Source organism: Luteimonas sp. Soil_N_1 (genome assembly GCF_057656255.1).
In genome coordinates this window covers 2,727,208-2,739,128 of record NZ_JBDGKS010000001.1, presented here as the reverse complement: position 1 = coordinate 2,739,128, position 11,921 = coordinate 2,727,208, and the positions used below count along the sequence as shown (strand labels likewise).

The 11,921-nt window shown below is 59.0% G+C and carries 9 protein-coding genes, 1 tRNA gene and 1 pseudogene; 7 read left to right on the top strand and 4 right to left on the bottom strand.

Going from position 1 to position 11,921, the window contains the following annotated elements:
- Positions 1 to 42 precede the first annotated feature (42 nt).
- On the bottom strand, positions 43 to 516 hold the full coding sequence (locus AC3A4E_RS12750; RefSeq protein ID WP_487631801.1) for an LEA type 2 family protein: 474 nt from the start codon (positions 514 to 516) through the stop codon (positions 43 to 45).
- Positions 517 to 668: 152 nt separating this feature from the next.
- On the opposite strand from AC3A4E_RS12750, the gene AC3A4E_RS12745 reads away from it, so the two are divergent.
- The 7 genes and pseudogenes from AC3A4E_RS12745 (at position 669) to AC3A4E_RS12715 (ending at position 4,891) form a co-directional block, all read left to right on the top strand.
- Positions 669 to 744 (top strand) — tRNA-Phe (locus AC3A4E_RS12745).
- A gap of 84 nt (positions 745 to 828) precedes the next feature.
- Entirely contained in the window at positions 829 to 1,938 is a 1,110-nt protein-coding gene (locus tag AC3A4E_RS12740) for a tyrosine-type recombinase/integrase (protein ID WP_487631800.1), read from the top strand.
- 426 nt (positions 1,939 to 2,364) lie between these two features.
- A complete protein-coding gene (locus AC3A4E_RS12735) occupies positions 2,365 to 2,580 on the top strand; it encodes a plasmid-related protein (protein ID WP_487631799.1) in 216 nt (71 codons plus the stop codon).
- Positions 2,581 to 2,590: 10 nt separating this feature from the next.
- Positions 2,591 to 2,773 (top strand): annotated as a pseudogene (locus tag AC3A4E_RS12730) (helix-turn-helix domain-containing protein); the annotation flags it as partial.
- Between the two features lie 324 nt (positions 2,774 to 3,097).
- On the top strand, positions 3,098 to 3,400 hold the full coding sequence (locus AC3A4E_RS12725) for a hypothetical protein (protein ID WP_487632084.1): 303 nt from the start codon (positions 3,098 to 3,100) through the stop codon (positions 3,398 to 3,400).
- A gap of 112 nt (positions 3,401 to 3,512) precedes the next feature.
- Complete coding sequence (locus AC3A4E_RS12720) at positions 3,513 to 3,929, top strand: MobC domain-containing protein (RefSeq protein WP_487631798.1); 417 nt, start codon at positions 3,513 to 3,515, stop codon at positions 3,927 to 3,929.
- Positions 3,920 to 4,891, top strand: coding sequence for a relaxase/mobilization nuclease domain-containing protein (locus AC3A4E_RS12715; RefSeq protein ID WP_487631797.1), 972 nt, complete (start codon positions 3,920 to 3,922; stop codon positions 4,889 to 4,891). Before AC3A4E_RS12720 ends, AC3A4E_RS12715 begins: the two co-directional genes overlap by 10 nt.
- Positions 4,892 to 5,222: 331 nt before the next feature.
- On the opposite strand, the gene AC3A4E_RS12710 is transcribed toward AC3A4E_RS12715, so the two are convergent.
- From AC3A4E_RS12710 to AC3A4E_RS12700, 3 genes are all read right to left on the bottom strand, one after another.
- A complete protein-coding gene (locus AC3A4E_RS12710; RefSeq protein ID WP_487632074.1) occupies positions 5,223 to 5,795 on the bottom strand; it encodes a histidine phosphatase family protein in 573 nt (190 codons plus the stop codon).
- A gap of 165 nt (positions 5,796 to 5,960) precedes the next feature.
- Positions 5,961 to 8,606 carry an AAA family ATPase gene (locus AC3A4E_RS12705; RefSeq protein WP_487631796.1) on the bottom strand — a complete coding sequence of 882 codons (2,646 nt, stop codon included), beginning with the start codon at positions 8,604 to 8,606 and terminating at the stop codon, positions 5,961 to 5,963.
- 96 nt (positions 8,607 to 8,702) lie between these two features.
- Positions 8,703 to 11,510 carry a class I SAM-dependent DNA methyltransferase gene (locus AC3A4E_RS12700; protein WP_487631795.1) on the bottom strand — a complete coding sequence of 936 codons (2,808 nt, stop codon included), beginning with the start codon at positions 11,508 to 11,510 and terminating at the stop codon, positions 8,703 to 8,705.
- Positions 11,511 to 11,921 lie beyond the last annotated feature (411 nt).

Below are 11,921 nucleotides of genomic sequence, written 5' to 3'. Positions count from 1 at the left end.
AATGGGTATGACGGTCGAGGGGAGCGGGTCGCGGCGGATGCGTCAGCGCATCACGCCAAGCAGGCCCGGGACGGGGCCCAGCGTGCTGTCGCGACGCACGGTGTAGTCGCGTGCGCTGCCGCGGTCATCGGGCGCAGCGCGGATCACGCCGTCGATGCGGTAGGACAGCGAGCGTCCCGCAGCGAGCGCGTCGGCGGCCTGCAGGCGACCTTCAGCGGAAGGCGCGAGCGCCAAGGTCAGGATGTCGGCCGACTCCGGACCGATCGTGAGTGTCGTCGGTGCCTGCAGCGTGCCGGCAGGCTCCCCGCCTACCGCGAGCGTCAGGTTGATCGATTCGAATCGCATCGGGATGCTGCTGTAGTTCTGCAGCCGTACGTCGACCGACCAGTTGCCGTCGACGCCGACGGTCACCTGCTGGATGCTCGCGGCCGGCTCGGAAACGCGGCGTTGCCCGGTCACGCAGGCGACGAGCACGCCGGCCATCAGCAGAATCGTCAGCAGCTTCCACGGCTTCATGCGAGACACTCCGGTTGCAGGTGGGGCCAGATGTTAACGCGTCGCCGGGCGTCGCCCTGCGTTCGGTGGCTCGTCCGCACGGGCGAAACCACGAGATTTCGAAAAACGGTTGCCGTTCGCGCACGCGCCTCGTATCATGCGCCTCCCGCAGTGGCCGGGTAGCTCAGTTGGTAGAGCAGGGGATTGAAAATCCCCGTGTCGGGGGTTCGATTCCCTCCCCGGCCACCATGTAAATCAAGCGGTTACGAAGCCCGCGCACGTCGCGGGTTTTTCGTGGGTACAGTTCCGGTACACCTCCGGAACGGAAGCCCCATGGCCACCATCGTCAAGACGCCCTCTGGCACTTGGAAAGCGGTCATCCGCAAGCAGGGCTGGCCAACCGCATCCAAGACCTTTCGCACCAAGCGTGATGCTGAGGACTGGTCGCGCCGCGCCGAAGACGAGATGGTGCGCGGCGTATACATCGACCGGACGAGCGCCGAGCGGTTGACTTTTGGCAAGGCACTGGACCGCTACCTCTCCGAGGTGACGCCGACCAAGAGGCCGAGCACGCAAACGGCGGAGAAGAAGAAGGCGGAGGCTCTCAGGGAGTTCTTCGGTGACTACTCGCTGGCGGCGATCAGTCCGGACCTCATTGCGAACTACCGTGACCAGCGCCTCTCGACGCCTCGCACAGTCAGGGAGGGCAAGAGGCGGGTCGCGAAGCCAGATGCCGGATCCCTCAGTGCCAATACTGTTCGCCTTGAGCTCGCGTTGCTGAGTCATCTGTACACCACGGCCATCCGTGAGTGGCAGTTGGGTCTCGTCCGCAATCCGGTGGCGAACGTCCGCAAGCCGTCGCCAGGGGACGGCAGGAACCGCCGGCTGTCCGAAGAGGAGGAGCGCGCATTGCGCGTCAGGATCAAGGCGCACTCCAATCCCATGCTGGGCTGGATCTTCACCATCGCGATCGAAACCGGTATGCGCTCGAGCGAGATCGCCAGCCTGCGTTTGCTGCAGGTGGATCTCAAGAAGCGCGTAGTACGGCTGGCAATGACCAAGAACGACAGTGCGCGAACCGTTCCGCTCACGCAGGTTGCAACGAATGTGTTTGTCGAGGCCGTTGCCAATCCAACGCGGCCTGACGGTTGCAAGCTGGTGTTCTTTGGCGAGCCGGGCCGTGATGGTGAGCGCAAGCCATATGCGTTCAACAAGGCTTGGCACGACATCAAGATCGAGCTTGGTATTCAGGATCTGCGTTTCCACGATCTTCGACACGAGGCGGTCAGCCGACTTGTGGAAGCGGGTTTCAGTGATCAGGAGGTATCCGCGATCAGCGGTCACAAGTCGATGCAGATGCTCAAGCGATACACGCATCTCAGAACCGAGGATCTCGTCAGCAAACTGGACAGACTGTCGAAGGTCTCCGCACTGGAAGAGTAGGGGGGGGGGCGCCTGCTGAGAGAGGCGTTGAGATCCCGGAGCTATGACGTCCTTGGGTCAGCGTGTAACCGGAGTCGTCTCAACCTGATGCTATTGGAGCAAGAGGTGCGCCGACGTGTTGCGCGTTTTTGCAAGCGGTCAAGTGGATGCAGTCAGTTCGCTAGACCTGAAAGGATCGAATTTACATTCTATTCATATCCGAAATTCGGTCAGTAACGGCTTGAATAGAAATAGGTTTTTATTTCTCGTTCAAGGGTGGCGCGACAAAACGTTTTGAAATGGAGAAGCCAAAAAGACTAATAATTCTCGTGTGCTATTTGTCTAACGGAGTTCAGTGATCCTATATAGGTGTCGGTAATCAATGGGTGGGCCGACATGTATAGAGATGGGAAGCGTAACGAATCGCAAGTTGCTGACAGTGAGTCCATGTCGCAACTGCTCTTGAGTAAGTACGGTCCTCTGATGGGGCTGCGACAGGTGGCCGAACTGCTGGGCAGGTCTCCCGCAGGCGTCAGGGTGGGGCTTTACTCTGAGGGCGAGACCTCCATGCTGCTGAGGCCGGCCAAGATAAAAGTGGGCCGGCGCATTTATTTTAGGACGGCGCTGGTTGGAAAGGCACTCGACTCGGTAAGTGCGATCTAGGATTTTATCCATGAGCATAAAAGCCACCAACTGGGCTTGGGGTCTTGTAATGCCGCCAACGCCAAAGTTGATCTTGATGGCGTTAGCAGATGAATCTGACGATCTGGGGAATTGCTGGCCGTCGATAAAGCGGATTGCGAAGAAGGCTTGCGTCTCCGATAGGACAGTCAGGCGCGTGCTTAAAGAATGTGGCGATAGTGGGCTGGTCGTTGTCTCAGCGAGGACTCGACAGAACGGAGGGCAGTCGTCGAACAAGTACACGCTGCTACTTCATGAAAAGGGAGCGGAACGCTGGGGATCTGACCCCCCTGACAATTTGTCACCCCCTGACACTGTTGGCAGGGAGGGGGTGTCAGGGCTGACACCCGCCCCCCGGTCACAGCTATGTCATGCGGCCCCTGACATAGCTATGTCAGGCCACTACCCACTACTAGTCTCATCATCTAGAACCACTACTACTACAAATCTTGCTAGCCCGCGTTCATTGGTTCACGACGACGCTGAGTTGGCGAAGGAGATGGTCCTGAAGTCCATCAGCGACCCGACCATCGCCCAGCAGCTGCTTGATGAGTTGGATGCGGCGATCCGTGGGAAGCGAATCAAAGGCCTCTGGTCCAATTACTTTCACGCACTGATTTTGAGAGCTCTCGAAGGACGATTCGTATTTTCAGCAGGTCGAAGCCTTGAGGCTGAGCGCAAGCCTAAGTCGTCTTTGCGCGATCGGATCGGGTTGCCGCCGAAAGAAAAGATTTCATCCCAGCAAAGTGTCGCGGCATTTGTGGAGGCAATGCGTCTTAAAGAGGTTGATCCCTGTGGATAAGCATGAGGTTCTGAGCGTACGGATCCCGTCGGATCTCAAGAAGGATTGGCAGATCTACTGCAGAGCTGGAGGCAATTCTTCGAGTGAAGTGGTCCGCGCAGTAATTCGCCGCTTGCTGTCCAAGTCGACCAGTGGATCCGCCACGGAAGTGATCAGCGACTGCCCCGATCACCTGAAGACCAGGATGGAGGTGCGTCTTTCGCCATCCGAGCGCGAAGCAGTCCTACGTATTGCGAAGGACGCGGGATACTCGCCCAACAGGTGGATTGCAGATCTTGTTCGCGCATACGTCACGCGGGAGCCCCAATTCGGGCTGTTCGAGCTCCAGGCTGTAGGTGAGTCGAACAACCAGTTGCGCGCAATCGGCCGCAATCTCAATCAGATCGCGCTCGCGATAAATCGCGGAGGGAATTCTCGAGATGTTCTTTCTTCTGTGCGAGAGCTGAAGGTGACCATAGATCAGCACACCAGTCAGGTCCATGCAGTTGTGCAATCAAATCTTGAGCGCTGGAAGGTCACATGGCTCTGACTGTTGACGGTGTGCTGCGTGAGTGGGGCGATCGACTCTTCTATCGCTTGCCAGGAAAGAGCGGCAACTGTGTTTCGGTCAACGGCAGCAGGAGTGCCAAGAATTCTTCAGTGGTGGCGACCGTTAGATGCCCCCGCGTGATGAAGGCTGCCCTCAGGGCTGCGGCCCGGAGGGCGCCTGAGGTGATGGTGAAGATATCGGGTTCGGGAAAGGGCGCGAAGCAGTTGCATGCGCATCTGAACTACATCTCCCGTAACGGAAGTCTTCCTTTGGAGACCGAGGAAGGGCATTTGGTCGAGGGGCGGGCGGCTGTGCGGGATCTGGCCGACGAATGGAAGTACGGACTGTTCGGTATGTCCGATGAGGGGAGGCGAAGAGAGAGCCTAAACGTTGTGCTGTCCATGCCGCCGGGAACTGATCCCGACTCGCTTCGCGCTGCTGCGTCAGGTTTCGCGAAGAGGCAGTTCGCGGGCAATCATCCTTACTCCTTGGTGGCTCACCACGATGAGGAGCACCCGCACGTTCACTTGTGCGTGAAGGTCATGGGCCGTGACGGAACGCGCCTCAATCCGCGCAAAGCAGACCTGCAGATATGGCGCGAGAGCTTCGCGGACCTCCTGAGGGAGAGTGGAGTTGACGCGAGCGCTACGCCGAGGAGCGCGCGCGGTGTCAGAACTCGCACCCGTACCCAAGCCGCCTACCACCAGAAGACTGCCGGCTCGATTCAAAGCTTGAGTACAGGGGCCTACGCAAGTGAGGACTCCCAGTTGCGAAGCTATGCCGTGCTTGCGAACCAGCTATCGCGCGCCGGCGAGGAGGGGGCTCAGCTCGCCTTGGATGTACTGCGTGTTGCCAGTCGGATGTCTGGTACCCAAGCCGCTATTGCTGAGCGTCAGCCTCAAAGAGCCCGACAAACTCCTTCGCTCGCTCGCACACAAGAAGCGAGGAGCAGAGAGCGCTGATCAGGGCTCACGATGTGTGGACTGTCCAGCCAGCATCAGATCAAACGCCGTATGCGACGAGGGGCGCCGCGAATTCCTTGGTCATGACCAAGGAAATTTAGTCATGACGAAGAAAATCGAATGTGCGAAGACTAGGGCAGGATAGGCTGTCGCCGGGATGTGTCACACGGTGAGTAGAGAGCGAGAGCCAAATGCCCGGCATTTGTCACATGGCTTGGCGCAAGGTGCGCTCTGCAATGGGGAGGCGTCGGGGAGTCCGGTCGGGGCGCCGGCTGTGATCTCGCCCTAACTGGTGCTGGGCAATATCCGTTACCAGGGGGACAACGCTCCCTCAGATGACAGACCACTTCCCGTCAGCGAACTCCAGGTCGAACCCGCTGCAGTTCTCGATTGGGGTGCTGTGGTCGAGATTCCTGAAGTCGTGCATGACTTGCTGCGTCAGCTCGATGGGCTGACGTTCAACTCGCAAGCGCAGCGCCTGCATGAATTGGCCGTGACCCACCATGAGAAAACGCAAGCCTGGCCCGTAGGATTCGAGGCGGGTCAGGGCCTGTCCGACCCGGTCCCAGAGTTGTCTGAAGGATTCAGCGCCAGGACCATCGACGGTGTCTGGCTGCGCGTCACGCCAGTACGTATCAACCCAAGCACGTCGCTGCGCGACTGTGGTGCCAGCGCAGCGTGACGGGGAGAGGTATGTGAATTCGTGGATCGGCCACGTCGCCAGTCGCATTCTGAACCTCTGAGCTGCTGGCGCCGCGGTTTGCCGGGCACGTAGGAAGGCTGAGCTGATGAGCGCTGCGGGTGCGTATGTCAGTCCCTTGCTGAAATCACTCGCTTGGCGTTCACCCCGATTGGTAAGCGCGATTCCACTTGGATCCGTGGTGGCTTGGCCGGCGTTCGCCATGCTTTCGCCATGGCGAACAAGCTGGATTCGGAGGGGGTCTAGCTTGTGCGTCACGGAGTTCTCCGATCTTCGATGGATTGGTAATCCCCCCGTAGATTAGCCGACGTCTGTCATGCGATTCTTTCTCAAGAAAAAGAATCGCCTACTTGCTGATAGAAGCGAACATTAGGGAGTAGCAGTCGCCACGGTTGCGCTGGTGACGGCAGGTGCCGCCTTACGTTTTTTGCCTGTTTCCGAACTGCGCTTTTCGACCTGCAAGCGCCAAGTTTCCAGTGCGTTGATGTCGGCAAGGAGCTCATCTGGATCAGGAATCGCTATGCCGCCCTCTAGCGCCTTGTCGTGGGCGAAGTTCGAGCACCGCGACATCCCGGCGTTGACCTTGGCATAGTCATCATCATCGACCACGACCTCGGCGAGCCGCTGGGTCTCCACGCCCTTGCGGAAGCGGAGGATGACTTGGCGTAGCAAGACTTCCTCGACTGCGCGTTCCCAAGCCATGCGCAGCTGGAAGTATGCTTCCACGGTCTCTTTGCGGTGTTTCTGTTCCTCGCCGTCCTTGTGCAGCTTGGCGATGGATTGGTGCTGCGCCTTCAGCGCGCCAATCCGCTTGCTCGCGTTCCTTCCTTCAAACGGCAGTTCGGGATCGGCGATGCCGAAGCCCTCGGCGCGACGGACCAGGCTTTGGGTGGAAGTCGTCACGCCAGCCAGTTTCGCTTCCTCCACCAGCAGGCACAGAAAGTAGATGTCGTGGGTGAACACGATGACCTGGCGATTCGCGGCTTCGCTGGCGAGTCGCTTGGCGACGCGCTCGCGCCGACGATGGTCGAGCGAAGATACTGGGTCGTCGAACACGATGCCGCCCTTGCTGCCGCTCAATCCGATTTCAGCCAGGAACGAGCCGATCGCCACGGCGCGCTGCTCGCCTTCGCTGAGGATTTCGCCAGGTTTGCGGCTCTGCGGCAGTTCCAGCTTGAGCTTGTGCAAGGCTTTGCCGCGGTCGGCCCGACTTTGCAACGAAACGCTCAACGTACCGACGCCTAGCGCCTTGAACTCGAAATTCAGCGCTTGGGCCAGTTCCTTGGAAACGACTTGTTCGGCTATTTCCGATGCTTTCAACGAGATGGCAGTAGTTTTCACTGCGGAGAGGCATTTGGTGAGTTTGGCTTGGTGGCTGAGCTTTTCGACGGCCGCGACTACAACATCCCTCACTTGGCTCAGCCTGATTCGCGCGTCGAGTTCCGTGAGCTGCTTCTGTAGCGCAGTACGAGCCTTCTCATCGGATGCCTTTTCCAACGTCTCAGCTTCGGCATTGAGCTTGTCAGCCAGCGACTGTAGCTGCGTTCCCGGGCTTGCCAAAGCCTCGGCGGTACCGTCCCATTGATGCGAGATAACGGCCGCCTTGATGGCTTCCCGACGTACCGAAAGCTGCGTCTCGAACGCTTTGACATCGGCGGCCAGCTGGAGATCCAGGGCTTTGATTTCGTCGTGCGTCGCGTCGTCGAGATTCAGCGTAAGGTTATGCGCGGCAAGCGGCTTGTACTCGGCCGCTAGGGCAGTGCGACGTGCCTGTGCGTTCTTCTCAGCGTCCTGCTGAATGAATGCCTCGAATCGCTGCAGGCGCGCGGCGCCTTCGGCGAGCGGCTGCTGGCACAACGGACACGGCGCATCAATGCCCAGCTTGGGGAAAACCTTGTCCGGGTGGGATTCGGTGGCGAACTTGCGTGCGGCATCGAACAGCTCGCGCCAGACATCGCCACCCGTGCCGGGCAGTAGGTTTTCGCTTTCCTTGAATTCCTTGGCCGCAAGCACGGCCGCCGCCTGCGCAGTGCGGAAACTGTCCGCGAGTCCGCGCAACTTGGCGACTACCGCTTGATCCACAAGCGCGCCTTTGTTGGCGGCGTTCGTCGCGATAGACGCGATGCGCCGGGCCTGCAGGCGTAGCTGGCCTGCCTTCTCCTTCGGATTGTTCTCTTTAAGGCTCTTGTTTAGTTCCGCGTGTTGCGTCACTTCCTCTGGCTTCAGGGCTGCCAGCGCGTCGATCTGGGCTTGTGTCGTCTTGCCTGATAGCGACGCGATCAGCTTGCCTACCGCCGTGTCGCCCTGCAAAGGTGCAAATACAATGAGATCGACGGCGTGCTGCGAATTTTCTGTTTCGATCGCGGTCTTCAGCTGCTTGCAGACCTTCGCCAGTGCTTCGAACACATCTAGCCCGTAGGGGACATAAGAAAAATCATCCTCGCTGTCGAGGTAGGCGCGGGCGCAGCGTGAGTCGAAAATTGCGAATGACGACAACTCGGGAGGTGCTGCCGCTCCATGTGTCCATTGCACGTCTTTGGCGGTGCCATTTACGGTGATCTCGAACGTGGCTTCCGCAGTTCCAGCCTTGTCAGTAGGAAGATGTGCGTTGGGGTGGATTGCCTCGGCTTGGTCCCGGGCACGGCAGGCTCGCTTGAGGACGCGCGAGTATCCTGATTTACCCGAGCCGTTGTCGCCGTAGATCACGGTCATTCCGGCGGCACTAAAAGGTAAGCGTTGGTTCTCGGCGATCGCGTTGACATGGCGCATGTCTTTTATCGCCAGTAGTTCGATTTGAGTGGTCCGCCTGACTGGCGCCGGAATATCGTCTGCGGTGAGCGGCTTGGCGGTGCGGCCCTTTGGGTCAGGGATCCCATGTGTCAGCTTGAGGAGTGCGAACAGGTCGTCCTGGTCGTCTGCAGTGAGGGTCTGCTTTGCCAGCAGTCGGGCGACGGCATCGCTTTGCCACGCGGGCAGCCCTTGGGTCCAAGCCAGTACCTGCTGAAGTATCGACATTCTTGTCTCCTCGTCCCTTTCCAAAATCCATTCAAAGCTGGCTGCTACTCGATTACAGGAGGAGTCGCAACGGACACGCACCCCTGTGCGATATGACTACGGCTTGGGTTGCCGCGCGGAGGCTCCTTTCGTACGGCTCTTCTTCGGCTTGTCTACGTCCAGCAGCGAAGTGATCTGCTCGTAGCGTTCGAAGAGAAAAGCGACACGCTCCGCATCGGAGGTGAACTTGCGCTTGCCGTAGGCCGAGTCCACCGCACGATCCAACGCTTGGTGGGCCTTCAATAAGGCAGGAGGCATTACGGTGGGGTCGTACAGGTCTGCCAGCGTGCTGTCGGGAAATTCAGCACGCGCATAGAGAACCTCCTGGGCAGCGGTTTCGATGGCTTCGCGTTGCTTGTCGCTGGCATCTGGCCAAGGGAAGTTGTTGTAGACGATGCTCGCCGAGTAGCGGAAGTCGCTCTTGATGCGTCCACAGACCGCTCGCACCCAAGCCATGTGCATGGTCGATTGCATGACGCCGAAGTGATACGACGTCGCGTCCACGCTGATCAGGTTTGCATCGCCGGAGAGTGACTCTGGGTCCATGAACCCCATCGGGATGAACGGCCTTTGCTCCGAAGAGTGGCGTGGTATGAGCAGGTAGTCGGCGACCGGTATCCGTTCGACATGGAAGCGTGTAGGTGTATGGGCAAGCGCAAGTGAGCTATCGCCTGCCTTCGCCTTGCGCCCGCTCTTGGCATCAATCTCACCTAGCCGAAAGCGGCGCACTTTGTCCATAAGACCACGTACGACCGGCATAGTCCGAAGCTCTGCGGGTGAGGCCTTGGCAAGCCACAGGCACCATCGCTCTTCGTCATTGATGTATTCGGTGGCCCCGTACCAGCGCCGAAGGAAACGAGCGGCCGCAGGCTCTGCTACCAATAGCTCCGTTTTCTCGTCGGGGTTTAGCAGCAGATACCCGCCATCAATGGGCTTGTTGCCAATTCCGATCTCCGGAACCGGGCAAACGGGCTTGGTACGCTTTTTCAGGACAAGATCCGCGGCGTCGACTAGATACGGATTGATGTTCCCTGCAATGATCTCGTGCGGTTCCGCGCGCAGACCGGAGTAATCGAACAAACGCATTGGGGTGTTTTTTTCGAGGCCAAATCCGATGATTACGCAATGGACGGCCGCCACTCCTCGCGCTTCGTTATTCCAAAGAAAAGTACGATGGGCGAAATGGATGCGGATGCCTCGGGCGAGCATCTCCCCCCAGAGCACACCGACCTGTTCGCCCTGCGTAATGGAATTCGTCGAGACGAATGCGCATCGGATCGCGGGCTTCTGGCGCACGTAGACAGCAGCTTTCAGATACCAGGCTGCTACGAAATCCAGCGTCCCGGCACCTTTGAGTTTGCCCGCAACATCGAGAAGGTCGGCCCGCTGCTCTGCACTCATTAGCTTGGAGCCCACAAAGGGCGGATTGCCCAAGATGTAGTGCAGCTCCTTGGCGGGGACGACGTCGTCCCACTCGATCTGAAGCGCGTTCTTGTGGACGATCGTGGCCGAGGCCGTCAGCGGCAGGCGCTCGAACGGGTTGCCGAACATCTCGCTCACGCGCAGGTTGACCTGGTGATCGACAAGCCATAGCGCCAATTGTGCGATCTGGGCAGGGAACTCCTCGATCTCGATGCCGTAGAACTGGTGAACGTTGCATTTGATCAGGAGCCTGGGGTCCACGACTTGGCCCGTCTCCAAATCCTTCTGGTACAACGCATCGATGACCTCGAGTTCGAGCAGTCGCAGCTCACGGTAGGCGATAACCAAGAAGTTGCCGCATCCGCAGGCCGGATCGAGAAATTTCAGCTCGGCAATCTTCTCGTGGAACTCGTGTAACTTCGGACGGCTGTTCTTCACCTTCTCGAATTCGGTCCTCAGGCCATCGAGGAACAGTGGGCCAATGAGCTTAAGGATGTTTTTTTCGCTGGTGTAATGCGCGCCCAGGTTGCGGCGGGCTTTGGCATCCATGATCGATTGGAATAGCGCGCCGAAGATGGCGGGGCTGATTTCGCCCCAGTGCAACCCGCAGGCATCAAGCAGCCGCTCCCGCATCGTGCCGGTGAACGCCGCCGGCGACAGACGCTCGTTGAACAGCTTCCCGTTGACATAGGGGAAGCCCGCCAGTTGGGCGTCGAGCCCCTTCTGCCTCTCGTTGTGGGGTGTGTCGAGAACATCGAACAAGGAGGCTAAGTGCCCACCTAAGTCGCTGCCATCGTCACTGGTACGTTGCTCGACGTAGTCCTGAAACCGCCGTCGCGGCTCGAAGATCCCGGTGTCTTCGGCGAACAGGCAGAACAAGATCCGCACAAGAAGGACTTCGAGCTTGTGCCCTGTGTAGCCATCCTCCTGCAGGGCATCATGGAGCTTGCCCATGCGCTCAGCCGCCTTGATGTTGACGGGGTCCTGGTCCTTGAAAGCATGGCTCTGATAGCCGGCGATGAAACCGAACAGGCGGATGTGCCGATGGAGCTCTTTGAGCGCGAAGCTGTGTTTTTCGCCGGTTTCCAGGTCGTGGAGCCGGAAGTGCTGGAAGTCCGATACCAGCACATAGCGGGGCAGGTCGCGGTCCTTCAGCCCCGTAAAGTAATCCCGGGCCTGTCCGTAGGCACGGTCGAGGTCCTTGCCGCGGGACTTGTGCTCGACCATAAGGATGCCTTTCCACAGCAGGTCGATGAACCCGCCAGATCCGTCCTCACGCTTGATCGGCACCTCGAAGCTGGCAATGCGGCGCCGGTGAACACCGAAGACATTGAAGAAGGCATCCCAGAACGATTTGGCCTCAGCGTCCTCGCTGTCCTCGTCTTCCCATTCTTTAGCGAACGCGATGGCTCGCGCTTTGATTTCATTCCAGCTCAACGGCATGACGGCTCCCCTATGCCTCCAGAGGATACTTCACGGGTCCCGGCCACTCACATGCGCAAAGCGTGCTGGCGGCGACGGCTGCGACAGAGGCGCACCCCGCCGTAACTGTGTCGTTCTACGGCGATCAGCCTGTGTGGGGTCGCGCGATTCCTGAGGTACACCACAGGTACAGTGCGCCGCTTTCGCGCACTTCTCTAAGCTACTATAAGCTACTGATTTGCAAATACTTTTGGCTTCCAGTGGCTACGTTGGACTTCGCTAAACAATCAATAAGTTATTGATTTTAAAGGTAATTGAAAATCCCCGTGTCGGGGGTTCGATTCCCTCCCCGGCCACCATTCGCGGATTCGGGCGTCACCCGAAACACGTCAAGAAGCCCTGCAGCGATGCGGGGTTTTTTGCGTCCTTGGC

Coding starts and splice junctions, on each gene's coding strand:
- AC3A4E_RS12705 (WP_487631796.1), bottom strand. CDS start 8,606: ATGTCGATACTTCAGCAGGTACTGGCTTGGACCCAAGGGCTGCCCGCG.
- AC3A4E_RS12740 (WP_487631800.1), top strand. CDS start 829: ATGGCCACCATCGTCAAGACGCCCTCTGGCACTTGGAAAGCGGTCATC.
- AC3A4E_RS12710 (WP_487632074.1), bottom strand. CDS start 5,795: ATGGCGAACGCCGGCCAAGCCACCACGGATCCAAGTGGAATCGCGCTT.
- AC3A4E_RS12750 (WP_487631801.1), bottom strand. CDS start 516: ATGAAGCCGTGGAAGCTGCTGACGATTCTGCTGATGGCCGGCGTGCTC.
- AC3A4E_RS12735 (WP_487631799.1), top strand. CDS start 2,365: ATGTCGCAACTGCTCTTGAGTAAGTACGGTCCTCTGATGGGGCTGCGA.
- AC3A4E_RS12715 (WP_487631797.1), top strand. CDS start 3,920: ATGGCTCTGACTGTTGACGGTGTGCTGCGTGAGTGGGGCGATCGACTC.
- AC3A4E_RS12700 (WP_487631795.1), bottom strand. CDS start 11,510: ATGCCGTTGAGCTGGAATGAAATCAAAGCGCGAGCCATCGCGTTCGCT.
- AC3A4E_RS12725 (WP_487632084.1), top strand. CDS start 3,098: ATGGTCCTGAAGTCCATCAGCGACCCGACCATCGCCCAGCAGCTGCTT.